The sequence below is a fragment of the Enterobacter cloacae complex sp. 402C9 genome (genome assembly GCF_050030745.1).
In the GTDB taxonomy this organism is placed as follows: Bacteria; Pseudomonadota; Gammaproteobacteria; order Enterobacterales; family Enterobacteriaceae; genus Enterobacter; species Enterobacter intestinihominis.
Genome location: NZ_JBLGUW010000001.1, coordinates 517,699 through 540,621, shown reverse-complemented (window position 1 = coordinate 540,621; position 22,923 = coordinate 517,699). Strand labels below are relative to the sequence as shown.

18 protein-coding genes, 1 tRNA gene and 1 pseudogene are annotated in these 22,923 nt (G+C 55.3%); 11 read left to right on the top strand and 9 right to left on the bottom strand.

Features of this window, described 5'->3' with window-relative positions:
• Positions 1–2: 2 nt before the first annotated feature.
• The 8 genes from ACQG1K_RS02590 to qatD are packed head-to-tail and all read left to right on the top strand — an operon-like array spanning position 3 to position 11,455.
• Positions 3–1,559 (top strand): type I restriction-modification system subunit M, encoded by a 1,557-nt coding sequence (locus tag ACQG1K_RS02590; protein ID WP_256543154.1) that lies wholly within the window; start codon positions 3–5, stop codon positions 1,557–1,559.
• Positions 1,549–2,787 carry a restriction endonuclease subunit S gene (locus ACQG1K_RS02585; protein WP_367075458.1) on the top strand — a complete coding sequence of 413 codons (1,239 nt, stop codon included), beginning with the start codon at positions 1,549–1,551 and terminating at the stop codon, positions 2,785–2,787. The genes ACQG1K_RS02590 and ACQG1K_RS02585 overlap by 11 nt, the downstream gene beginning before the upstream one ends.
• On the top strand, positions 2,784–3,530 hold the full coding sequence (locus ACQG1K_RS02580) for an abortive infection family protein (protein WP_264252993.1): 747 nt from the start codon (positions 2,784–2,786) through the stop codon (positions 3,528–3,530). The genes ACQG1K_RS02585 and ACQG1K_RS02580 overlap by 4 nt, the downstream gene beginning before the upstream one ends.
• Positions 3,530–6,664, top strand: coding sequence for a type I restriction endonuclease subunit R (locus tag ACQG1K_RS02575; RefSeq protein WP_367075456.1), 3,135 nt, complete (start codon positions 3,530–3,532; stop codon positions 6,662–6,664). The genes ACQG1K_RS02580 and ACQG1K_RS02575 overlap by 1 nt, the downstream gene beginning before the upstream one ends.
• Positions 6,665–6,720: 56 nt before the next feature.
• Positions 6,721–8,595, top strand: coding sequence for a KAP family P-loop NTPase fold protein (locus ACQG1K_RS02570; protein WP_367075454.1), 1,875 nt, complete (start codon positions 6,721–6,723; stop codon positions 8,593–8,595).
• The gene (gene qatB / locus ACQG1K_RS02565) at positions 8,596–9,468 is read left to right on the top strand and encodes a Qat anti-phage system associated protein QatB (RefSeq protein WP_367075452.1); all 873 of its coding nucleotides are present in this window, start codon (positions 8,596–8,598) and stop codon (positions 9,466–9,468) included.
• A complete protein-coding gene (gene qatC / locus ACQG1K_RS02560; protein ID WP_227667966.1) occupies positions 9,465–10,721 on the top strand; it encodes a Qat anti-phage system QueC-like protein QatC in 1,257 nt (418 codons plus the stop codon). The genes qatB and qatC overlap by 4 nt, the downstream gene beginning before the upstream one ends.
• A complete protein-coding gene (gene qatD / locus ACQG1K_RS02555) occupies positions 10,721–11,455 on the top strand; it encodes a Qat anti-phage system TatD family nuclease QatD (protein ID WP_196093073.1) in 735 nt (244 codons plus the stop codon). The genes qatC and qatD overlap by 1 nt, the downstream gene beginning before the upstream one ends.
• A 315-nt stretch (positions 11,456–11,770) precedes the next feature.
• Here qatD and ACQG1K_RS02550 read toward each other — a convergent pair.
• The 5 genes and pseudogenes from ACQG1K_RS02550 to rraB all read right to left on the bottom strand — a co-directional run.
• Positions 11,771–11,944, bottom strand: a pseudogene (locus ACQG1K_RS02550) (Arm DNA-binding domain-containing protein); the annotation flags it as partial.
• A gap of 186 nt (positions 11,945–12,130) precedes the next feature.
• Positions 12,131–12,215, bottom strand: a tRNA-Leu gene (locus ACQG1K_RS02545).
• A 106-nt stretch (positions 12,216–12,321) separates the two neighbouring features.
• Complete coding sequence (locus ACQG1K_RS02540; RefSeq protein WP_154051856.1) at positions 12,322–13,044, bottom strand: topoisomerase II; 723 nt, start codon at positions 13,042–13,044, stop codon at positions 12,322–12,324.
• A 30-nt stretch (positions 13,045–13,074) separates the two neighbouring features.
• Positions 13,075–13,833: a tRNA isopentenyl-2-thiomethyl-A-37 hydroxylase MiaE gene (gene miaE, locus ACQG1K_RS02535; RefSeq protein ID WP_367075449.1), complete on the bottom strand. Its 759-nt coding sequence runs from the start codon at positions 13,831–13,833 to the stop codon at positions 13,075–13,077.
• Positions 13,834–13,879: 46 nt separating this feature from the next.
• Positions 13,880–14,305: a ribonuclease E inhibitor RraB gene (gene rraB / locus ACQG1K_RS02530; RefSeq protein ID WP_032625251.1), complete on the bottom strand. Its 426-nt coding sequence runs from the start codon at positions 14,303–14,305 to the stop codon at positions 13,880–13,882.
• Positions 14,306–14,404: 99 nt separating this feature from the next.
• Between rraB and argL the strand changes: the two genes are divergently transcribed.
• The 3 genes from argL (at position 14,405) to xynR (ending at position 16,582) form a co-directional block, all read left to right on the top strand.
• Positions 14,405–14,500, top strand: coding sequence for a putative translational regulatory protein ArgL (argL, locus tag ACQG1K_RS02525; protein WP_213083700.1), 96 nt, complete (start codon positions 14,405–14,407; stop codon positions 14,498–14,500).
• Entirely contained in the window at positions 14,470–15,474 is a 1,005-nt protein-coding gene (argF, locus tag ACQG1K_RS02520; RefSeq protein WP_367075444.1) for an ornithine carbamoyltransferase, read from the top strand. The genes argL and argF overlap by 31 nt, the downstream gene beginning before the upstream one ends.
• A 346-nt stretch (positions 15,475–15,820) precedes the next feature.
• Entirely contained in the window at positions 15,821–16,582 is a 762-nt protein-coding gene (gene xynR / locus ACQG1K_RS02515) for a DNA-binding transcriptional repressor XynR (RefSeq protein WP_367075519.1), read from the top strand.
• Here xynR and ACQG1K_RS02510 read toward each other — a convergent pair.
• From ACQG1K_RS02510 to yagE, 4 genes are all read right to left on the bottom strand, one after another.
• Positions 16,567–18,177: a glycoside hydrolase family 43 protein gene (locus tag ACQG1K_RS02510; RefSeq protein ID WP_367075442.1), complete on the bottom strand. Its 1,611-nt coding sequence runs from the start codon at positions 18,175–18,177 to the stop codon at positions 16,567–16,569. The genes xynR and ACQG1K_RS02510 overlap by 16 nt on opposite strands.
• 11 nt (positions 18,178–18,188) lie before the next feature.
• Positions 18,189–19,571 (bottom strand): MFS transporter, encoded by a 1,383-nt coding sequence (locus tag ACQG1K_RS02505; RefSeq protein WP_023299198.1) that lies wholly within the window; start codon positions 19,569–19,571, stop codon positions 18,189–18,191.
• A 226-nt stretch (positions 19,572–19,797) separates the two neighbouring features.
• Positions 19,798–21,765, bottom strand: a complete 1,968-nt coding sequence (yagF, locus tag ACQG1K_RS02500) for a xylonate dehydratase YagF (protein WP_367075440.1) — start codon at positions 21,763–21,765, stop codon at positions 19,798–19,800.
• Between the two features lie 14 nt (positions 21,766–21,779).
• On the bottom strand, positions 21,780–22,688 hold the full coding sequence (yagE, locus tag ACQG1K_RS02495) for a 2-keto-3-deoxygluconate aldolase (RefSeq protein ID WP_171932346.1): 909 nt from the start codon (positions 22,686–22,688) through the stop codon (positions 21,780–21,782).
• Between the last annotated feature and the right edge of the window lie 235 nt (positions 22,689–22,923).

The window sequence follows — 22,923 nt, the reverse complement described above, 5'->3', positions numbered from 1 at the left end:
CGATGGCACAGAAAGACACCGCCAAGAACGGCAACGGCGGCAACCTCGGCTTCGAGGCCGATCTTTTCAAGGCCGCCGACAAACTGCGTGGCAACATGGAACCGTCCGACTACAAACACGTCGCACTTGGACTCATCTTCCTGAAGTACATCTCTGACGCCTTCGAGGCTAAACACAATGCGCTACTGGCGGAAGATGCACAGGCTGCCGAGGACAAAGACGAATACCTCGCAGACAATGTGTTCTGGGTGCCAAAAGAGGCGCGCTGGTCGCATCTGCAGGCCAACGCCAAACTGCCCACCATCGGTACCTTGATTGATGACGCAATGCGAGCCATCGAGAAGGATAACGAGTCGCTCAAAGGCGTGCTGCCAAAGGATTACTCACGCCCGGCGCTCAACAAAGTAATGCTAGGGGAGCTGATTGACCTAATTTCCGGCATTGCACTCAACGAGGAAGGAGACCGTTCCAAAGACATACTCGGACGCGTGTACGAGTATTTTCTCAGCCAATTTGCCGGGGCTGAAGGCAAGCGTGGCGGCGAATTTTACACCCCGCGTTCGGTTGTTCGCGTTCTGGTTGAGATGATCGAACCCTACTCAGGTCGCGTCTACGATCCTTGCTGCGGTTCGGGCGGTATGTTCGTGCAATCAGAAAAGTTTGTGCATGAGCACGGCGGTCGAATTGGCGACATTGCGATTTACGGGCAAGAGTCGAACTATACCACTTGGCGACTGGCCAAGATGAACCTGGCGGTGCGCGGCATCGACTCCGACATCCGCTGGAACAACGAAGGCAGCTTCCACAAGGATGAACTGCGCGACCTCAAGGCCGATTACATCCTCGCCAACCCGCCGTTTAATATTTCAGACTGGGGCGGCGACCGCCTACGTGAAGACGTGCGCTGGAAATTCGGTGAGCCGCCTGTGGGCAATGCGAACTACGCGTGGCTACAGCATATTTACCACCACCTTGCGCCCAATGGCAAAGCTGGAGTCGTGCTGGCCAACGGCTCAATGAGCTCCAGCCAATCCAGTGAAGGTGATATCCGCAAGGCGATGCTAGAGGCCGACGCCGTGGATTGCATGGTAGCGCTGCCGGGACAGCTATTTTACTCCACACAAATCCCCGCTTGTCTGTGGTTCCTAACCCGAAACAAGAACCCCGGCAAGGGACTATGTGACCGGCGAGGTCAAGTACTGTTCATCGACGCCCGCAAGCTAGGCGTGCTGGTGGATCGCACCCGTCGCGAACTCACCGATGAAGAAGTTCAGAAGATCTCCGACACTTACCACGCCTGGCGTGGGGAAGAGGATGCGGGTGAGTATGCCGACATAGCGGGCTTCTGCAAGTCGGCATCGATGGACGAGATCCGCAAGCACGGCCATGTGCTGACGCCGGGGCGCTACGTCGGTGCTACGGAACAGGAAGATGATGACGAGCCCTTCGAAGAAAAGATGCTTAGGCTCTATGCGCAGTGGCGTGGATACCGTACCACTGCTGCCAAGCTTGATGCGGCGATTGAGGCCAACCTGAAGGAGCTTGGGTATGGAGAATGATTGGCGTTCATCCAATTGGGGGGATGAAGTTACTCTCGAATATGGAAAAGCAATCCGTGGCTATAGCCAATCCCACGGAAAATATCGTGTTTTTGGCTCGAATGGCCCAATTGGCTGGACATCCGCTGCGTTAACTCAAGGGCCAGGTGTTGTGCTCGGTCGGAAAGGTGCATATCGAGGTGTTGAGTTCTGTCGAGAACCATTCTGGGTTATTGATACCGCATATTATATTGTACCTAAGACCGATTTAGATATGCGCTGGCTTTACTACGCGGTGAAGCATTACAAACTCGGTGAAGTGGATGACGGCTCACCGATCCCTTCAACAACCCGTGCTGCTGTCTACATGCTTGAATTTAATGTTCCGCCAAAGCATGAGCAATGCGCGGTAGCCCAAATCCTAGGTACGCTCGACGACAGGATCGAACTCAATCGGCAGGCGAATGATACGCTAGAGGCGATGGCTCGCACCTTGTTCAAGGCATGGTTCGTGGACTTTGAGCCGGTACGGGCCAAAATGGAAGGTCGCTGGCAGCGCGGCCAATCTCTACCCAGCCTGCCCGCGTATCTCTACGACCTCTTCCCTGAGCGACTAGTTGAATCGAAGTTGGGTGAGATTCCGGAGGGAATGGAAATAACGTCACTGTCGGAATATTCTTCTCTGAATCCTGAGTCTTGGACAAAACGGACACGTCCTGAGCAGATTCAGTATGTCGATCTTTCAAAAACAAAGTGGGGGCGAATTGAAAGCGCTACGAGCTACGGAGCCAATGATGCACCGAGCCGAGCACAACGAATATTGCGCCCTCTGGATACGATTGTCGGCACCGTCCGTCCCGGAAATGGCTCCTATGCCTTGATCTCTGATGAAGGACTGACAGGTAGTACCGGGTTTGCTGTACTTAGACCACTACGGCATGAATGCTCCGAATTTGTTTATCTCGCCGCCACTTCTCGTGAAAATATCGAGAGGCTATCCAATTTGGCGGACGGTGGGGCATATCCAGCTGTCCGTCCAGAAATCGTATCTGCAACACCTGTTCTACGTGTTGGACAAGAACTAATCAATGCGTTCTCGCGACAAGTTAGCCCAATGTTTGCAGGAATGGCCGACAGTGAACGTACTTCACAGTCACTCGCTCAGCTTCGTGACACTTTGCTGCCCAAGCTCATCTCCGGCGAGATGCGTGTACAGGATGCTGAGCACATTGTCGGAGTGACAATATGACTTTAGATTGGTGTCCCGGTATTCGTGAGGCCTGCGGGCATTGGAGCGATGCACCTATGCTTCAGCATACTTTTGAAGCATTGCAGGCAAGCATTGAGAACGAGAGCGATGCTTCGATTGATGCTGCAAAGGGGCTTGTTGAGTGTGTTTGTCGGGTCATTGTTGAACAGCTCGACAACGCAACAGCGCCACTGAAGCCACGGGATGAAGCAACAATCACCCAATGGGTCACAGCGGCAACTCGGCTATTAAGACTTAGTGATATCCGTGATAGGCAATTCGCTGATCTGATAAAACACCATAACGGTTTGACGGAATCTCTCCGTTTGCTGAGAAATAATGCAGGGCCATTGAGCCACGGAAAAGACGGATTCATCGAAGCCCTAACAGTCTATCATCGTCGATCAGCAATTCTGGCGGCCGATACCGTCGTAGCTTTTCTGCACAAGGCCTATATGGATTTGCAGCTAGACCCGATCAAATCCCGCGAACCTTGGGAACGATTTGCAGAAGAAAATACACTGATCGACGAGCATGTGCGTCTGTCTATAGATACAGAGGACGGCGATTCGCCAACCTTACGTTTCCTGTTGCCAAGCGGTGATGAGCTGCCCATAAATATCGAAGTCAGCCGTTTGCTTTACCAACTGGATCGAGATGCCTACGTCGAAGCGTTGAACTCTGCGCGCGGAGTGGCTCAGGTTCTTACTGTGGTACCCGTCGAAGAAAAAGGAGAACCTTAATGGCTTTTTTGTCGGAGGCCGCTGTGGAGAGAGCGCTACTAGATCAGTTGCACTCGCTTTGTTACAGCATTGAGCGAGAGGAAAATATCGGTCCTGATGGACACAGACCTGAGCGCGATAGTCACGATGAGGTCATACTCAAGAAACGGTTCGAGGACGCTGTTGCGCGACTGAACCTTGGCCTACCATCAGAGGCGATCCAGGATGCTGTACGCCGCGTGATGCAGTCCGAACTACCATCTCTGCTCGAGGAAAACCGCCGCATTCATAGACTGATGACAGAAGGCGTGGATGTTGAGTACTACGCTGACGACGGCACGCTGACGGCTAGTAAGGTTGCGCTCATCAACTTCGAGAACCCAGAGCAGAACGACTGGTTGGTAGTGAGCCAGTTCGTGGTGATTAACGGACAGAACAAGCGGCGGCCTGATGTGGTGGTGTTCGTGAACGGCTTGCCGCTGGGTGTGATCGAACTGAAAGCACCTGGCAGCGCCGGAGCGCACTTGTTGGGGGCGTTCAACCAACTACAGACCTACAAGCAGAAGATTCCAGCTCTGTTCAATACCAACGCATTGTTGGTAACGTCGGACGGCATCATGGCCCGGGTGGGGTCTCTGTCGGCAGACCTTGAGCGCTTCATGCCTTGGCGCACCACCGACGGCATGAACGTTGCGCCGAAAGGCACGCCGGAGCTATCGACATTGATCGAAGGCGTCTTCGAACAGCGACGACTACTAGCCTTGCTGCGCGATTTCACGGTCTTTGGCGAAACTGGCTCGGGACTAGCTAAGATCATCGCGGGTTATCACCAATTTCACGCAGTACGGCACGCGGTCAACAGTACGGTGATAGCTTCCTCGCCAGAGGGTAATCAGCGAGCTGGAATCATTTGGCACACTCAAGGCTCCGGCAAAAGCCTGCTGATGGCATTCTACGCTGGACAACTCGTTAAGCATCCGGCGATGGCTAACCCAACACTAGTGGTACTGACCGACCGCAACGATCTCGACGACCAGCTCTTCTCAACTTTCTCAATGTGTCGCGATCTGATCCGACAGACCCCGGTGCAAGCAGAGAGCCGCGAAGATTTGCAGAAGGTTTTGAGCCGGGCATCAGGCGGCGTAATATTCACGACCTTGCAGAAGTTCGGCGAGATTGCAGGGCCGCTTACCACGCGCCGCAACGTTGTCGTCATCGCGGATGAAGCACATCGTAGCCAATATGGCTTCAAGGCCAAGGTGGACTTGAAGACCGGCGAACTTTCTTATGGCTTCGCAAAGTACATGCGCGATGCCCTGCCAAATGCATCCTTTATTGGTTTTACTGGAACACCCATCGAGGCAGGCGACGTCAACACCCCGGCAGTATTTGGCAACTATATAGATATCTACGACATTAGCAGGGCAGTCGAGGATGGCGCGACCGTGCCGATTTACTACGAATCCCGGCTGGCGCGCATCGAACTCGACGAGGACGAGAAGCCAAAGATCGACGCTGAGATCAACGAATTGACCGAGGAAGATTCCGAGGCAGACCAAGAGCGCTTAAAGAAGAAGTGGTCAGCGGTCGAATCTCTGGTGGGCAGCCAGAAACGCCTTGCTTTGGTGGCTAAAGACATGGTCGCCCACTTCGAGAACCGCGTTGCAGCGCTCGATGGCAAAGCAATGGTGGTGTGTATGAGCCGCCGTATCTGTGTCAATCTCTACGACGAGATCGTCAAGCTACGCCCAGACTGGCACAGCTCCGATGACAACGCGGGTGCGGTCAAGATTGTGATGACTGGCGCGGCAAGTGACCCGCAGGAATGGCAACAACACATCGGCAACAAGGCCCGACGGGATCTGCTGGCCAAGCGCGCCCGCGATCCCAAGGACCAACTCAAGATGGTGATCGTGCGTGATATGTGGTTGACTGGCTTTGACGCACCTTGCATGCACACTATGTACGTGGATAAGCAAATGCAAGGCCACGGATTGATGCAGGCAATTGCGCGCGTGAATCGAGTGTTTCGCGACAAGCCTGCAGGACTAATCGTCGATTACATCGGCATCGCACAGAACTTGAAGTCAGCCCTACAGCAATATTCCCAGAACGATCAGGAAAACACAGGCGTTGACGAAGCGCAGGCCATCTCGGTGATGATTGAGAAATACGAGGTCGTACGGGACATGTACCACGGTTACGACTACGCCTCCGCGATGGTAGGCACTCCACAAGAACGCCTTGCGATGATGGCAGGTGCCATAGAGTGGATTCTCGACCTGCAACAAAAGTTGGCGGCGAAAGAGAACACCAAAGAGGGTAAGAAGAATGCGCATCGTCGATACCAGGATGCAGTGTTAGCCTTGTCCAAGGCATTCGCTTTGGCATCAGCATCCGATGAGGCCCGAGAAATCCGGGAGGAAGTCGGTTTCTTCCAGGCAATACATGCCGCTCTAGTCAAAAGTAGTAATGGTTCAGGTGCGACGCAGCAAGAACGCGAATTGGCGATCCAACAGATCGTCAGTCGAGCTGTGGTCTCGACCGAGATCGTGGACATACTTGCTGCTGCGGGTATTAAGAGTCCAGATATTTCCATCCTCTCCGACGAGTTTCTCGCTGAAGTACAGCAGATGGAGAAGAAGAATCTTGCGTTGGAAGCCCTGCGTAAACTGCTCAATGATGGAATTCGCTCACGTAGCAAGGCCAACGTGGTACAGACCAAAGCTTTCTCGGAGCGACTGGAAGATTCGGTGGCACGCTACCACGCCAATGCTATCACCACTGCCGAAGTGCTGCAGGAACTAATCAAGCTGGCCAAGGACATCCGTGCGTCGCGCCAACGGGGTGAAGAGCAAGGTTTGTCTGAGGATGAGATTGCCTTCTACGACGCATTGGCTGACAACGAGGACGCCATTCAAGTTATGGGTGACGATAAACTGAAACTCATTGCTCATGAGTTGCTAATGAGCCTGCGTGAAAACGTGTCCGTTGACTGGGCTCATCGCGAGTCTGCACGCGCTCGGATGCGAGTGCTGGTGAAGCGTATTCTCCGTAAGTATGGTTATCCACCAGATCTTCAGGAAACAGCCGTACAAACAGTACTTCAACAGGCTGAAGCTTTGTCATCAGGGTGGTCGGTTTCACGTGGATGATCGGCCTTATATGGCAGTTCTAGTGATTGACACATAAAGAAATGATAGGAAAGTCAATGTGGCATGACAATGAGACAACCGTTGATTACGTTAATTTTCGCCTAGTAGCAAAAGCATGCGCGGAGCTCATTCAAGATACCGGTGGGGAGCCAATCTCGATTGGGATCTCGGGAGGCTGGGGCGCAGGAAAATCGTCACTTGTACGGATGATCGCATCTGAGTTATCGCTGGAACAGACTGTCGGAGTGGGAATTGCCTCTGAGGAACGACCAAAACATGTAGTGATAACTTTCAATCCATGGCTTTACCAAGGCTTTGAGGATGCACGTACCGCGCTGCTACAGACGGTTGGAGATGCAGTACTTGAGGCTGTAGTCGCTCAGAATAGTGGACTTTTAGGTAAGGCAAAATCCCTCGTCAAGCGCATTAATTTTCTACGGTTGGCTCAACTTGGTGGAGAAGTTGCAGCCACTTTGATCACAGGAGTTCCGGTCGGTCTTATTGGAAAAGTTGTCGAGGCTGGAAAAGGTGCATTGCAGAATGAATCACTTAATGAAGGCATCGCAGTCGCCAAAGATGCATCAGAAGCTACCAAAGGACTCTTGAACGAAGCTAAACCCGTTTCGCTGCCAAAAGAAATACAATCCTTTCGGGAAGCCTTGGAAGAGCTACTCGTCGAGTTGAATATCACGTTGGTAGTCTTTGTCGATGACCTTGATCGATGTCTACCTAAGACTGCTATTTCAACGCTCGAGGCTATTCGGTTGCTGCTGTTTCTGCGTCGAAGTGCATTCGTCATCGCCGCGGACGATGTGTTTATTCGTGGAGCCGTCCGTGTCCATTTTGCTGGTACTGGTTTGGATGACGATATCGCAACCAATTATTTCGACAAGTTAATTCAAGTTCCATTGCGAGTACCAAGACTGGGCGCTAACGAGACTAAAGCATATACCGCGTTGCTATTTTTGGAACGTGCTCACCGCAGCGGACAGCTGAAAACTGAGAATTTTGAGAAAGCTAAACTCAGCGTAGAAGCTCGACTACGAGAAACTTGGACGGGAAAAACCGTTGATCTTGCATTCCTCGAAACGCTGGTGGAAAAGGAGGATGCTGAGTTGCTCGACCTAATGGGGCTGGCTGAGAGGTTGGCTCCGTTACTTTTTAGTGCAAGTACAGTCCAAGCCAACCCACGACTGATTAAGCGATTTCTTAATACAGTGTTTTTGCGTAGGACATTAGCTAAGCCACAAGGCATTGATGTGGATGTACAAATTCTGGCTAAGTGGCATTTGCTCGAGCGGTGTGACGAAGCTACGGCAAATGCATTGGCAGAAAAAGTTTCGGCCGAAAACGAAGGAAGAGTCAGCATTCTTCATGACGCAGAGATGGCTGCTAAAGACCCGGATAATACGCTCCCCACTCTATTTGGAGATAAAGAGTTTGTTCGTGAGTGGCTGCAGCTTAAACCTCTGCTTGGTGATATGGATATGCGACCTATATTGCACCTCAGTAGAGATAGCACCGTTAGGGATTTTGGTGCCGATGATCTGAACGTAGCAGGTAAAGCATTGCGTGATGCGTTGGTGGCAGCCCGAAATTCGAATGAAGCATTAAAACAGCAAATAATGGATGCTGGTGAACTGCAGTCTGGTCTTGCCATGGCTCGCGCCTGGGAAATTCGGCGACCAAACCGTTTATGGCAAAAGGCCGAAGAGGTCTTGATGCTTATCGAGGTGTCTCATATTCACCCAAGTACCGGGGCTCGAGCCGCTGCACTCATTAGTCAGGCACCTATTTCTCAGCTCGCCCCAGGCTTGGTTTCAGCTTTGACAGAGTGTAGCTGGGCGAAAGATGTTTTATCTAAGTGGGAACGGGACGAACAGATTCCGAAACCTGTTAAACGTGCAATTGAAAATGCAAGGAAGAAATAAATGGGTACCTCGACCTCAAGCGCAGGAGCCGGTTCTGGCGCATCATTTGATCCACCATGGCTAGATGATGCTGAAACTGGCATTGACTCTAGCCATGCAGACAAACCTATATCACCAAATCCAGCTCCCGAAGATGGCTCTGATGGTGAAAATGACAGTGACTCGGAGAATGACAACACTACACCGCAGCATGTAGAAAGTCCGGCGGTAGCGCCAGCGGGTCGTTATCAGGAAGCACGAAGGGCTCTCACGGGTTTCGTGCAATCTGGTAGTGGATCTGATTTAAGGCGAGGTATTTCGAGTTTCATTAAAAAAGGTATGGGCGGCTCAGTTAAAGCGGCCAGTCGTATGCGCACTAGCGCTATAGCTTCTGCTTCATTAGGGGGCTTTCTGGCAACAGCCCGAGATGGAACTGACCCTGATATCGATGCGTGGGTTGCTTCGGTAAAACAGAGAAATCTATCTGCCCATGATACTGCGCTAGAAGTTGTACAAAAGCTGCTGCCCACGGGTGGAAGTATTGACGAAGAGTCAGCCAAGCATGCAATGAATCAGGCCATCTCTCATCTTTATGAAGTAGATCCCACTGCTGATATCTTCAATCTTGCGGATGACCAGATTGCCAATGTAATGGCATTCACAGTGGCGTACGATGTTTACAACCGGGTTCAACTTGAACTCGGAAGGGTTTTTGAAAAGCTAAAATATGTACCCAGCGTCATACAACAGCGATTAGCACAAGTGCTTGACTACATCATGGTTGTTGTTAACAAATCGATGGGAAAAGTACGCTCTGGCAGTACTTCACATTCCATGCGAGAAATTGCGACTTCGGCGTTACAAGACGCCCTTACGGTGTTCTCTGAATCATGAAAATTCTTTGCTCAAGTATCAATTCGCTACCCCAAAATGTGCCAGTAGGCACTCGTGCATTCACCTTCTTAGAGGCATCATCACGACCCGGCATTGGACGCATTGCCTCTGGTTGGCTGCGTAAGCTAGAAGGTGCTGGCTATGCCCCATCGATCCCAGTATGGGATTTCATGCTTTTTTGTTTTGCTGTTTATGCCTCAGATATTGCTGTTCTTCGCAAAAATAGTGCTGATGGTTGGACTCGCCAAATTGAGCTCGATATTACACTTAATGATCCAGTTCCTTGGGAAGCAAATAAAGCTATTGCAGAGGAAATGCTTCGAGTTCTTTCTGGTGACTTTTGGACGCTGCACTTCCTGCCTGGCGGCCCAACACCACCAAAAGGCAATCACAGGGAGTGCGACCGAGATTGCGTGTCTCTACTTTCTGGAGGCCTTGATAGCCTGATAGGTGGCATTGATGCAACAGCAGCAGGGCGTAAACCAATTTTTGTGTCACAACTTGCTTTTGAAGATTCTGCTCGGCAAGTTGCCTATGCTGATGCACTAGGTGGAGGCGACTGGCATCAACAGTGGAGTCATAAAGTCGTTTTTAGTGGTAAAAAAGAAACATCGACCAGAGCTCGCTCAATGGCGTTCTATGGTCTTGCTGTGCTCGCTACATCATTGTTGTCGGTCAACAGAGCCGAAATATTGGTACCAGAAAATGGATTCATAAGTATCAATCCTCCATTACTTCCGGGAAGGATGGCTAGCCTCAGCACAAGAACAACACATCCACAGTTCATGACTTTCCTTCAAAAATTACTTGATGCCGTTGGCGTCAATGCCCAATTGTGTATGCCCTATCGGTTCATGACGAAGGGAGAGATGTTGGCACAGTGCGCAGATCAAACACTGCTAGCAAGATTTGCATGTGATTCGACAAGTTGCGGTCGTTTCCGTACCTACAACCGAACACACTGCGGTCGATGCGTGCCATGTATGGTTCGTAAAGCTGCGATTCAGCGCTGGGGTATTTCTGATACGACAAGATATAAATTCACCAATCTGTCGTTGGCAGGAAAAGCAAATGCTGACGATCCAATGGCAGTAGCTTGTGCTGTACTCGCCGCCGAAAAAAAAGGGATTGATGCCTTCCTAGGGGCCACACTAGCCTTTGCGTCAGCTGCGGATCGCCCTCATTATCGTCACGTTGCTGAACAGGGTTTAGCTGAGTTAGCTACATTGCTTCGAAGGGACGGAATAATTTGATGGATTTCCACTGCCACTTAGATCTTTATCCGGATGCCAAGAAAGTCTACATCGAAGCTTTGAAGCGAACCGAATTTGTATGGCTGGTTACAACTAGCCCAAGAGCATACGCAGCAACCTCGAAAGTTCTGGCCACCACTCAGAAATGTTTCATTTCCCCAGGCCTCCACCCTGAGATAGCAGATAAAAAACATAGCGAATTGGAAATGTTGCTATCACAAATGGAGGATTGCACTGGTATTGGCGAAATTGGTCTGGATGGTTCATCGCGGTACAGGCCGTACTTTGAACTTCAAAAGAATATATTTCAAGCCATTGTTGAAAAGTGTGTAGGACTAGGTGGGCGAGTTCTCAGCATTCATTCTCGGGCTGCTGCCAAGGAAGTTTTAGATATTCTTGATATGAACCCTGGGTTTGGCACAGCGGTCCTTCACTGGTTCACCGATTCTCCTTCCATCCTTCGAAGAGCAGCCGATGCCGGTTGTTGGTTCAGTGTTGGACCAACAATGATGGAGTCTGCTAATGGACGGAAGCTGGCAGCACTAATGCCACGTGATCGAGTGGTCCCAGAGAGCGACGGACCATTCGCGAAAATGCATGGTGTACATGTAATGCCATGGGAGGCACATAATGTGACAATTAAACTCGCCGAGATATGGGATATACCGCAAGATGAAGTTTCATTATTGCTGAAATCAAATGGCTTACATCTAATGCAGCTGCTAAGGATCTAGTTTGTCTATTGCTTTTACTCATATCCCGAATTGACAAATCAATGGGGTAAACCCTAGTAGGTATGACGCGGCTTTGGCGTCAGGTAACGTGATAACGCAACCTTATGTACAGGTTCAATATAATCGAAATTACACACTGTAAGTCACCATGAACATCGCTTCAAAGAAAAGACATCCAGCCATCTTCATGGCTAGATGTCTTTTTATTTTATAACTCTGCTGTACTAAGTGAGTTTGACATAGCGGGGCTACCACCCTGTCTATTTCCCCAAATTAATTTTTGCAAAATCAAACGGACTCACTACCCCTCCCCGATTCAGGATATACACCCAAAGCCAACATCTTTTGCTTTCCACCAAAGCGGTATTGGAGACGCCAGTATCTTGAACCATTTGGATGGACAAGCAGGTGCATACCGCTGCCATCGGTCAGCTTATATTGCTTATCCATTGGCTTGGCTGTTCTGACTTTGATATCTGTTAGAGCCATGCTTATCCCCTCCCTGTTGGTACAAGCATTATCGAACCGGAAATACCATCATCTGTACCAACATCTGTTGATAGATGTACGTTGAAGTCGGTTGACCTTGAGAGAGTTAATATAGCGGGAATGACAGGTAAATACTGGATTTCAGGCACAAAAAAAGACGTCCGTTGACGTCTATTGATGTTCCGATGGTGCCGAAGGCCGGACTCGAACCGGCACGTATTTCTACGGTTGATTTTGAATCAACTGCGTCTACCGATTTCGCCACTTCGGCACTGAAGGGGATGCGGAAACGTTGTGGATTATACCTGTCGCGCGCCGCCATGCAAGCGACGACGCGCGAAACCCGCGCTAAGTGCCCAAAAAACCAGCGCCCTTCGTCACTCCAGCTCAGATACCGCCAGCCGAATCACCCCTGCCGCCTTCTGCTCCGGCAGCGCCAGCACCTTGGCCCACATCTCCTGCACCATATCGCAGGAGAGCTTCTCTTTGCCCGCCGCCTTCTCCGGCATCTGCAGCAGTTGGATGTCCTCGCCGTACTGATCGGCAAGTTGCTTCATAATCGGTCGGACATCCTCGACGGCCGCCTCACGCTCGGCCTGGGTCACGGTGTGGCGGTTTTTGCCGTAGGCCGCGCGCATCATGTCCGCATCGGCCTGCATGCGCCGCGCCATCAGGTCTTTATCCAGCATGCGCATCGGGTTGATGCCGCCCTTCACCATCGGGTAGAGGAAGCGGAAGCAGGCGTCGTCGCTCACCTTCTGGATGGCGGCGGTCTGCTCCATGTTGATGGTCATGTAGTTCACCACGTTGGCGTCCGGGGCGTTTTGCAGGCGCGACATCTGCAGATGCAGGATCTGCGGCTGGATGGTGTCGATAATCTGCTGCTCCGGCTCGCCCGCTTTTTGCAGGGCGGCCATCTGGTCGAGAATGCGCTGATGCAGCGCGGGCTCCTGCTCCTTAATCACCTGCCAGGCGGGCATCGCGTTGAGGGCGTTATCCATCTGCCGTTCCGGGGCGCGCTGCCTGTCGAAAAACACCCAGAACGCCACGGCGGCAGCCGCAATGACGATAATCACAATACGGGTCCACTTTTTATTCATCTCGCATCCTTATCCTTGAGTTATGCCGGTTTACACCGGCACGCCGCTGTGGAAGCGAAACTCGTGGTCCGGTGTCGAGATAAGTGTGGCTTCAATTTTGCCAAAAAGCTGTATGCGCGGTGAGATATCGTCGTCGCTCACCTGCTGAGCCAGCGTCAGGTAGTCCTGATAATGGCGCGCTTCCGAGCGCAGCAGCGAGAGATAGAACTTCTGCAGGTCGTCGTCGAGGAACGGGGCCAGCGCGGCGAAGCGTTCGCAGGAGCGGGCTTCGATGTAGGCGCCGCAGATGAGCTTGTCGATCAGCGTCAGCGGTTCGTGGGTGCGCACTTCCTTCAGCATCCCTTTGGCGTAGCGGCTGGCGGTGATTTTGACGTACGGAATATCGCGGGCCAGCATCGCCTCGCGCACCTGCCAGAAGTGGTGCAGCTCCTCTTTAATCAGCAGCACCATGCTGTCGATGAGCGCCTGTCCCCACGGGTCGTCGGTTTTGGGCATCACGCTTTTGCCAATCTGCCTGTGCAGGGCGATGAAGTCCGGCTCCGGGCCGTCGCGGAAGGTGAACTGTTCGTAGGGCTTGAGCCAGTCGAGCAGCGCATCGGCACCGCTTTCGTCGGCGACGTATTTACGCACGAGTAATAGCGCAGTCTGGGCGGCCTTGAGCTCGCACACCATGTGGTCGGTGAGCAGCAACGGCAGGTTCGCCGGGTCGCGGGCTTTATCAATCCATGCTTGCGGGGTCGGGCACTGGAGGAAGTTGAGTACGGGGGCGAGTATCTGCGGGTAATCCATGGTTCTGCCTTGAAAAAGCGGTGGCGCGTGCCACCGCCTGAAACGCTTAGTGACGCACGCCGTCGTCGTCTTCGTCGACGTAATCTTCGTCGTCGCCTTCTTCGCCGTCTTCACCGTTCGGATCTTCGAAGTAGGTTCCCCAGCCGTCGTACTCCACGTCAAACTTCTCGGCCAGGTTCATCAGCTGTTCTACCTGCGCGTCGATCAGCTCCGCCTTCAGCGCGCCTTCGCTCAGGATATCGCAGCAGATGACGGTGTCGCCCTCTTCCACTTCCAGCTCTTCCGGCTCGGTCACTTCGTAACCCAGCTTGAAGGCTTCCACGGCCATTTTTTCCAGCGCTTCAAAGTCGTCCGCAGAGAAATGGTGTTCGATGGTGTACAGCGCGTCCGGATCGCTACCGTCTTCCAGCAGTTCTTCAATAATCAGACGCGTCTCTTCGCGTTGCTCTTCCAGTAATTCCGGGTTTGCCATGGGTCAATCCTCTTTAAAGTGCGGCAGATACTTCTATTTTCACACACGGACGGGTTTGCCTCCACCTTTGTTGGAAAGATTTGTGAAACGGGGTTGCAAATGAATAATTACACATATAAAGTGAATTTTAATTCAATAAGTGGCGTTCGCCATGCGAGGATAAAATGTCTGATCTGTACAAGAAACACTTTCTGAAATTGCTCGACTTTACCCCTGCACAGTTCACTTCTCTGCTGACTCTTGCCGCACAGCTCAAAGCCGATAAAAAAAATGGCAAGGAAGTACAAAAGCTTACCGGTAAAAACATCGCGCTCATCTTCGAAAAAGACTCAACCCGTACACGATGCTCTTTCGAAGTTGCCGCATTTGACCAGGGCGCGCGCGTTACCTATTTAGGGCCGAGCGGCAGCCAGATTGGGCATAAAGAGTCAATTAAGGATACCGCACGCGTGCTCGGGCGGATGTACGATGGCATTCAGTATCGCGGTCACGGCCAGGAAGTCGTCGAAACGCTGGCGCAGTATGCTGGCGTGCCGGTGTGGAACGGGCTGACCAACGAGTTCCACCCGACGCAGCTGCTGGCGGACCTGCTGACCATGCAGGAGCACCTGCCGGGCAAGGCGTTTAACGAGATGACGCTGGTCTACGCGGGCGACGCGCGCAACAACATGGGGAACTCGATGCTGGAAGCGGCGGCGCTGACCGGGCTGGATCTGCGTCTGGTGGCCCCGAAAGCCTGCTGGCCGGAAGAGAGCCTGGTGGCGGAGTGCATTGCGCTAGCGGAAAAGCACGGCGGGAAAATCACCCTGACGGAAGACGTGGCGGCGGGCGTGAAGGGCGCGGACTTTATCTATACCGACGTGTGGGTGTCGATGGGCGAAGCCAAAGAGAAGTGGGCGGAGCGGATTGCGCTGCTGAGGGGGTATCAGGTGAACGCGCAAATGATGGCGCTGACCGGCAACCCGAACGTGAAGTTCCTGCACTGTCTGCCCGCGTTCCATGACGACCAGACCACGCTTGGCAAGCAGATGGCGAAGGAGTTCGACCTGCACGGCGGGATGGAAGTGACGGACGAGGTGTTTGAGTCGGCGGCGAGTATCGTCTTCGACCAGGCGGAAAACCGGATGCATACGATTAAGGCGGTGATGGTGGCGACGCTTGGGAAGTGATTGACTCCTCTGCGGTCTGGTGCCCTCACCCCGGCCCTCTCCCACGGGGAGAGGGAGAACACCCAGCCCGTAGGCCCGTGCAAGCGCAGCGCCGCCGGGCGAATCAGGCGACGATGCGGCCTGATGCCCTCACCCCGTCCCTCTCCCACAGGGAGAGGGAGAAAACACAACCCGTAGGCCCGTGCAAGCGTAGCGCCGCCGGGCGAATCAGGCAACGCTGCGGCCTTATGCCCTCACCCCGGCCCTCTCCCACGGGGAGAGGGAGAACACCGGCGCCATTTCATTGATTTTTCACCCCGAAAAAGGTACGTTTTCGCCTTCATTCCAGCGTGGACATGCCAGCATTATGCCGATTATTCAGTCTGTTGAACGTGCGTTGCAGATCCTCGACCTGTTCAACGAGCAGGCCACCGAGCTTAAGATCACCGACATCAGCAAACTGATGGGGCTGAGCAAGAGTACCCTCCACTCGCTGCTGAAAACCCTCCAGCTTCACGGCTATATCGATCAGAACCCGGAGAACGGCAAATATCGCCTCGGCATGAAGCTGGTTGAGCGCGGTCATTTCGTCGTGGGCTCCATCGACATTCGCCAGAAGGCGAAAGGCTGGCTGACGGAGCTGTCCCAGCGGACCGGGCAGACCACCCATCTGGGGATCCTGGACGGTCGTGAAGGGGTCTATATCGAGAAGATTGAAGGCAAGCTGGCCGCCATAGCATATTCGCGCATTGGCCGCCGCCTGCCGGTTCACGCCACTGCCATCGGCAAGGTGTTGATTGCCTGGCTGGGCGAGGCCGAGCTGAACACCCTGCTGGAGGGCTATCAGTACACCACCTATACCCCTTCCACCCTCGCCTCTCGCGAAGCATTAATGGCCGCTCTGGCGCAGACCCGCGAGCAGGGCTATGCCCTGGACAGCGAAGAGAACGAGCAGGGCGTGCGCTGCGTGGCGGTGCCGGTGTGGAACCACGAGTCCCGCGTCATCGCCGCCCTGAGCCTGTCGACGCTGACCTCGCGCGTGGACGACGCCGAGCTGGCTAATTTCCGCGAGCAGCTTCAGCAGGCCGGGCTCCAGCTATCACGCGCGTTGGGCTATGCCGGCTCGTAGGTGAAGTAGTCGAAGTCCGCGTGGCAGCCGTCGCCGCTGATGTCCTCGCAGTGCAGTCCCACAAACGCACCAGTGAAGAAACCGCGCCCGCCGATATAGTCGTCCGACAGCTTCCACGCCTCATACGTCACCGGCACGGTGTGCCACGTCTCGTCGTCGAACGAGTAGCTGTAGCGGTAGACCAGTTTATCCACGTCCACCCTTAGCCAGACGCTCTCCGCACTCTCCGGCACGGGAATGGGCTGCTCGTGCAGCGGCCACGACGGCACGTTGTGGTCGAGCTGAATAACCTTAATCGTTCTGCCCTGCCCCTCCTCGTAATCCACAAAGCAGTAGCTCCAGTTTTTGCTGTTGTAGTAGCAGGTCAGCCCCGCGCTCTGCTGGAAGTGGACCGGCGAGAACTGCATCCGCGTCTCGGCCCGGAAGGTGAAATGCTGCCAGCGGCGCGCCACGGTCGACTGGGTAAAGGTCGAGTTGAGCGAGTCGTTGCCGTAGAGCCGTAAGTAGCCCGGGCGGGCGGTAAGCGAGCCGAGGGTATCGTCGAACGGAATGCGCAGGGTCTGCAGTTCCGGGTCGAGCGAACTGGCGTAGAAATCGTCCCGCCAGATGCCCGGAACGGCTACAGGCTGCTCCGCTATCTGCGGGCCTTTCACGGTCAGCTGCGCGTGCTTGCCGCCTTCCACGTACGGCCAGCCGTCGCGCCATTCAATGCGGGCGATGCCGGTCTCGCGCCCCAGCGGGCAGTAGCCGCGCCCGCCGGAGGCCAGCAGCGGCACGCCGGGCAGGCGCAGCGGGCGGCTGGTGAGGTAGGCCATATACCACTCCCCGGTGTGGGTCTGCAGCAGCGAGCCGTGGCCGCTCTTTTGCAGCGGGTTCTCCGGCAGGTGCCAGCTGGTCATCATCGTCACGTCCGGGTGCAGCTCGTACGGCCCGTCGATGGTTTTTGCGCGCAGCACCACGACGGCGTGCTCGTAGCTGGTGCCGCCCTCGGCAACCATCAGGTAGTACCATCCCGCGTGGCGATAAAGATGCGCCCCTTCGGTGTAGCAGAGCGGCGTGCCGGTAAACAGCGTTTTGCGCTCGGGCGAGAGCGTGCCAGTCTGCGAATCAAACTCCTGCATCACGATGGTGTTGTGCGGGTTGCTGTGGTGGCGCGGCCCCCACGGGCGGTAGAGGTAGTATTTGCGGCCATCGTCGTCGTGGAACAGGGAGGGATCGAACCCGCCGTTGCCCATCGGGATCGGCTCGCTCCACGGCCCCTCGATGGACGGCGCGGTGACGAGAAAATTGAGGCCGTTTTTCCACGGCGAGTCGACAATCTTCACGTCGGTGTAGAGCAGCCAGAACCTCCCGTCGGCGTAGCTCAGGCACGGTGCCCAGATGCCGCCGGAGTCCGGGTTGCCCTTCATGTCCAGCATCGACACGCGGTCCAGCGGGGTGCTGACCAGCGACCAGTTTTTCAGATCGCGGGAGTGGTAGATGCGCACGCCCGGGAACCACTCGAAGGTCGAGGTGGCGATGTAGTAGTCCTCGCCCTGACGGCACAGGGACGGGTCCGGGTTGAAGCCTGTGAGTATCGGGTTAGTAATTTCCATGTTGCCTCCGGTTAATGGGATGCGGCTGTCGCAGCGTCGGGAACGGCCTCGCCCTGCGACGCGCGGTGCTTGATCAGCTGCTGGCTGATGGCCTCCACGCGGGCGTCGGTGAGCTTGTAGAACGAAAGCATGATGAACATGCCCGCGTAGAGCACCACCGGCACCACGCAGAACAGAATTTTGATGGTGGTCAGCACCTCGACCGGCTGCACGCTGCTGCTGGCGGAGTAGTTGACGTACGCCAGGATCCAGCCCACCACCGCCCCGCCAATTGCCAGGCCAATCTTCAGGCTGAACAGGTAGGTGGAGAACACCAGCCCGTCGAGACGGCGACCGCTACGGCTCTCCTCGTAATCCACCACGTCAGAGGCCATCAGCCACTGCAGCGGCGTGGTGGTGTTAAAGACGAACAGGAACAGAATGTTGAGGGCAAAAATCAGCGCGATGTGCTCCGCCGGGGTGACGAAAATCAGCAGGCTAATCAGCGAGTAAGCGACGATGATCCACTTGAAGGCGGTAACGCGGTCGAAGCGGCCCAGCAGGCGGGAGGAGCAGAGCGAGCCGAACATGGTGGCGAGGCTGCCGTAGAGTAAAAACTGGGTCGCCATCTCCGGGTGATCCATCACGTATTTCACGAAGTAGAGCGTCGCCCCGCCGCGCACCACGTTGGAGCAGGTCGCCATCATCTTGAAGGCACACATGATGCGCCACTGGCTGTTGCCCAGCAGCAGCTTAAGGTCTTTCGCCACTGACGAACCCGGCTGCACCTCAAAGGTGTAGCGCTCTTTGGTGGTAAAGAAGCAGACGTAGAGCAGCACCACGCCGCTCAGCCCCAGCACGCACATGGCGCCGAAATAACCCACCTGCTCGTTGCCTTTGCCAATGATGCTGACCAGCGGCAGCGCGATGCCGCTGATGGCGAGCGACCCCGCCGCCGCCAGGAAGAAGCGCCAGGACTGCAGGGCGTGACGCTCTTTCGGGTCGGCAGTAATGACGCCCGGCATGGCGCAGTACGGGACGTTAACGAAGGTGTAGACCAGAGTCAGCAGAATATAGGTCACGCAGGCGTAGATGATTTTGCCCTGCGCGGAGAAGTCCGGCGTGTAGAAGGTCAGCATGCAGACGATGCCGAACGGGATGGCGCCCCACAGCAGGAACGGGCGAAACTGGCCATGCCGCGTGCGGGTGCGGTCTACCAGCAGCCCCATCAGCGGGTCGGTCACGGCGTCGAGCACGCGGGAGACTAAAAACAGCGTCCCCATAATGCCCGCGGAGAGGCCAAACACGTCGGTGTAGAAATAGGCCAGCAGGAACATCGTGGCTTGCCAGACGAAGCCGCAGGCGGTGTCACCCAGCCCGTAGCCAATTTTGTCTTTCATGGTTAATTGCGTCATCAGAATTACACCCTTATGTAGTGTGCTGAATTACAACATCGTGTTAATGGAGTGTAATGAGCTGTTCAATTAACCAGCAATGCTCATATCTTATTTCTTAATTACGTTATTTCGCTTTTGTGACGTCAACGATATATCGCAACTTATTGTTTAAATTAGTAAATTGCAGACACGTAAAAACCGCCCGCGGACTATTTTCCGCAGACGATTTTCTCTCACAAAATAATTAAATACCGAGCGCTTTTTTACCGGCGTTAATTACCTCAATGATTTTATCGGTGTCATAAATACAGCCTTTCCAGGTGCCGCCGCTCACGGACTGTAATGCCGCCCACAGCCGGGTATCGTCCGGCAAAAAGTCGTGAGCGTGCAGGTCCGGATGCACCTGCCGCCGTGCCAGCTCGCGCGCGCCCTCTTCCGGCGTCAGCGGGTTGTCCACAGTACCGATAAAGTTTACGCTGCCTGTTAATGTCAGGCGGTCCACCGCAATCTCAATGATGTCGTTATCGCGCAGCTTGCCTATCGGCCCGCCCGCCAGCGCCTCCGGCGACACGTGGCCGAAACAGGCGCCCGTCGACACGCCCGAGAAGCGCGCATCGGTGATTAACGACACCGTTTTGCCCCACGAAATGTGTTTGAGCGCGGAGGTGAGCTGGTAGGTCTCCTCCATGCCGGTGCCGGACGGTCCACCGCCGATCACCACCATGATATCGCCCTGCTCAATCTCTTCCCGCTTGATGGCCCTGATCGCCTGCGCCTCCGAGACAAACACCCGCACCCGGCCGGTGTGGCGGTAAACGCCATCTTCACCGACGACCGACGGGTCGATCGCCGTGGCCTTGATCACCGATCCTTCCGGCGCGATGTTGCCCGTCGGGAAGCAGACCGTCGAGGTCAGCCCTTTCGCTTTTGCCTTCTCCGGCGGCAGGATCACGTCATCCGGCTCCACGCCGTCCTGCTCGCGCAGGCACTGGCGGAAGCGCTTACGGCGTTCGGACGTCTGCCACCAGTCGAGGTTCTCGCCCACCGTCTGGCCGGTGACGGTCATGGCATCCAGGTGCAGCAGGCCGAGATCGCGCAGGTGGAGCATGACTTCCGGCACGCCGCCCGCGAGGAACGCACGCACGGTCGGGTGATAGTCCGGGCCGTTGGGCAGCACGCTCACCAGACGCGGCACCCTGCGGTTGACGCGCGTCCAGTGTTCAACGTCCGGGATCGTGCAGCCCGCCGCGTGGGCAATGGCCGGAATGTGCAGCAGTAAATTGGTGGAGCCGCCGAACGCCGCGTGGATCACCATCGCGTTTTCAATGGCTTTATCGGTAAGGATATCGCGCGTGGTAATGCCGCGGTTATCCAGTTCACTGACTGCGCGCGCCGACTGGCGGGCGATCTCCAGCCACACCGCCTGTCCGGACGGGGCCAGCGCGGAGTGCGGCAACGCCAGACCCAGCGCTTCGGCGACCACCTGCGAGGTGCCCGCCGTGCCGAGGAACTGACACCCACCGCCCGGCGACGCGCAGGCGCGACAGCCCAGCTCGGCGGCCTCCTGCAAGGAGAGTTCATGGTTGGCGAAGCGCGCGCCGATGGTCTGCACCTTGCCCGCATCTTCCCCCACGGTCGGCGGCAGCGTCGCTCCGCCTGGCACCAGAATGGTCGGCAGGTCGTGCATCGCGGCCAGCGCAATCATGGTGGCGGGCAGCCCTTTATCGCAGGTTGCCACGCCGATCACCGACCGCCGCGTCGGAAGAGAGCGGATAAGACGACGAAACACGATCGCCGCGTCGTTACGATACGGCAGGGAGTCGAACATGCCGTGCGTGCCCTGCGAGCGCCCGTCACACGGATCGCTGACGAAGGCCGCGAACGGGATCCCCCCGTTGCGTGTGATCTCCTTCGCTGCCGCCTGCATCTGCATGCCGATTTCCCAGTGTCCGGTGTGGTAGCCCAGCGCAACCGGGCGTCCGTCTCCGGCGCGGATGCCGCCCTGAGTACCGATAATCAGCACCTCTTTGCCGGTCAGCTTGTTGGCGTCCCAGCCCATCCCGGCGTTCTGCGTCATGCCGAACAGGTTGCCGCTGGGGGATTCCATCAGCATCTGCGGAGTCAGCGGCAGCGCGCCCTGCGGACCCGCCGCGTGGGTGATCACCGCATAAAACGCGTCGTCCTGTGGGGTGAAAATTTTCTCAATGGTCATCGTTATCGTCCGGCTCAGCAGAGCTTGAGCTGTTGTAGCAGGTTTTTCAGCTGCGCCTTACGCGGCTCGTCCAGCGGCGAGGCTGGTGGCAGGACGTGCGTAGAAATTGGACGACCGCAGAGCACGATCGCCTCTTTAATGACGTTCACAAACGGCGTATCCAGCTGATACATCTGCGGGATTTGCAGCAGGGTCTGATGATAATCAGCCGCTTTCGCCACGTCTTTATCCCGCCAGGCTTTCAGAAGATTTACCGACACCTGCGGAGCAAAGTTACCGCTGGCCGAGATCGCCCCGTCACCGCCGAGCAGCAGGGTATTAAACAGATGATCGTCGTAGCCGCAGAGCACGGTGAAGTGTGGATGGGCCGCTTTAACGGTGTGGATCATGCTGCGCAGGTGGGCGACGGAGTCGATGGTGTCTTTGATGCCGACGATGTTACTGCGCGAGTCGGCGAGGGTTTTCACTAACGCCGGGGTCAGATCCTGCCCGGTCAGCGCCGGGAAGTTATAGAGCATCACCGGCAGCGTGACGCTGTCGGCCACCTGTTCGAAGTAGCGGATCAGGTTCGCTTCCGACACTTTCCAGTAGTAAGGGTTGATCACCACGATGCCGTCCGCGCCCGCCAGCTGCGCGTGCTGGCTCAGCTCAATGGTTTCCCGGGCGTTGGTGCCGCCGGTGCCGATCAGGACCGGCACACGACGATCGACATGATCGATCGCAAACCGGGCGATGGTTTTACGCTCTTCGGCGCTGAGCTGGGAGAACTCGCCGCCGCTGCCCAGGAAGAACAGGCCGTCGACGCCCGCAGCGATCAGATCGTCGATCAGCGCGGCGGTACCCGGTTTATCAAGCTGGCCATCGGCGGTAAAAATGGTGGAGACAGGGGGAATGATACCCGTGAACAACGCGGACTGCGGCATGTGATCTCCTTGCTGAATCATTTTGTTCTACATTATAGAACAGTGTTCATTAATTTAACGATCATACTATGACGGAGAAAAAGCACAGGTAAATGGGAGATGAGGAGGGAGTGCGGGAAGTTTAAGCTGGATCACATAATGTCCGCTAACCCCTCACCCCGGCCCTCTCCCCAAAGGGGCGAGGGTGGTAAAGTCCCCTCTCCCCTTTGGGGAGAGGGTTAGGGTGAGGGGTAAG

What these genes read in the sequence shown, in the direction of transcription:
- ACQG1K_RS02590 (WP_256543154.1), top strand. Translation starts at nt 3, where the DNA reads ATGGCACAGAAAGACACCGCCAAGAACGGCAACGGCGGCAACCTCGGC.
- qatB (WP_367075452.1), top strand. Translation starts at nt 8,596, where the DNA reads ATGGGTACCTCGACCTCAAGCGCAGGAGCCGGTTCTGGCGCATCATTT.
- ACQG1K_RS02580 (WP_264252993.1), top strand. Translation starts at nt 2,784, where the DNA reads ATGACTTTAGATTGGTGTCCCGGTATTCGTGAGGCCTGCGGGCATTGG.
- ACQG1K_RS02540 (WP_154051856.1), bottom strand. Translation starts at nt 13,044, where the DNA reads ATGAATAAAAAGTGGACCCGTATTGTGATTATCGTCATTGCGGCTGCC.
- ACQG1K_RS02570 (WP_367075454.1), top strand. Translation starts at nt 6,721, where the DNA reads ATGTGGCATGACAATGAGACAACCGTTGATTACGTTAATTTTCGCCTA.
- qatC (WP_227667966.1), top strand. Translation starts at nt 9,465, where the DNA reads ATGAAAATTCTTTGCTCAAGTATCAATTCGCTACCCCAAAATGTGCCA.
- yagF (WP_367075440.1), bottom strand. Translation starts at nt 21,765, where the DNA reads ATGACCATTGAGAAAATTTTCACCCCACAGGACGACGCGTTTTATGCG.
- ACQG1K_RS02585 (WP_367075458.1), top strand. Translation starts at nt 1,549, where the DNA reads ATGGAGAATGATTGGCGTTCATCCAATTGGGGGGATGAAGTTACTCTC.
- argF (WP_367075444.1), top strand. Translation starts at nt 14,470, where the DNA reads ATGTCTGATCTGTACAAGAAACACTTTCTGAAATTGCTCGACTTTACC.
- ACQG1K_RS02510 (WP_367075442.1), bottom strand. Translation starts at nt 18,177, where the DNA reads ATGGAAATTACTAACCCGATACTCACAGGCTTCAACCCGGACCCGTCC.
- qatD (WP_196093073.1), top strand. Translation starts at nt 10,721, where the DNA reads ATGGATTTCCACTGCCACTTAGATCTTTATCCGGATGCCAAGAAAGTC.
- xynR (WP_367075519.1), top strand. Translation starts at nt 15,821, where the DNA reads ATGCCGATTATTCAGTCTGTTGAACGTGCGTTGCAGATCCTCGACCTG.
- ACQG1K_RS02575 (WP_367075456.1), top strand. Translation starts at nt 3,530, where the DNA reads ATGGCTTTTTTGTCGGAGGCCGCTGTGGAGAGAGCGCTACTAGATCAG.
- argL (WP_213083700.1), top strand. Translation starts at nt 14,405, where the DNA reads ATGAATAATTACACATATAAAGTGAATTTTAATTCAATAAGTGGCGTT.
- miaE (WP_367075449.1), bottom strand. Translation starts at nt 13,833, where the DNA reads ATGGATTACCCGCAGATACTCGCCCCCGTACTCAACTTCCTCCAGTGC.
- rraB (WP_032625251.1), bottom strand. Translation starts at nt 14,305, where the DNA reads ATGGCAAACCCGGAATTACTGGAAGAGCAACGCGAAGAGACGCGTCTG.
- yagE (WP_171932346.1), bottom strand. Translation starts at nt 22,688, where the DNA reads ATGCCGCAGTCCGCGTTGTTCACGGGTATCATTCCCCCTGTCTCCACC.
- ACQG1K_RS02505 (WP_023299198.1), bottom strand. Translation starts at nt 19,571, where the DNA reads ATGACGCAATTAACCATGAAAGACAAAATTGGCTACGGGCTGGGTGAC.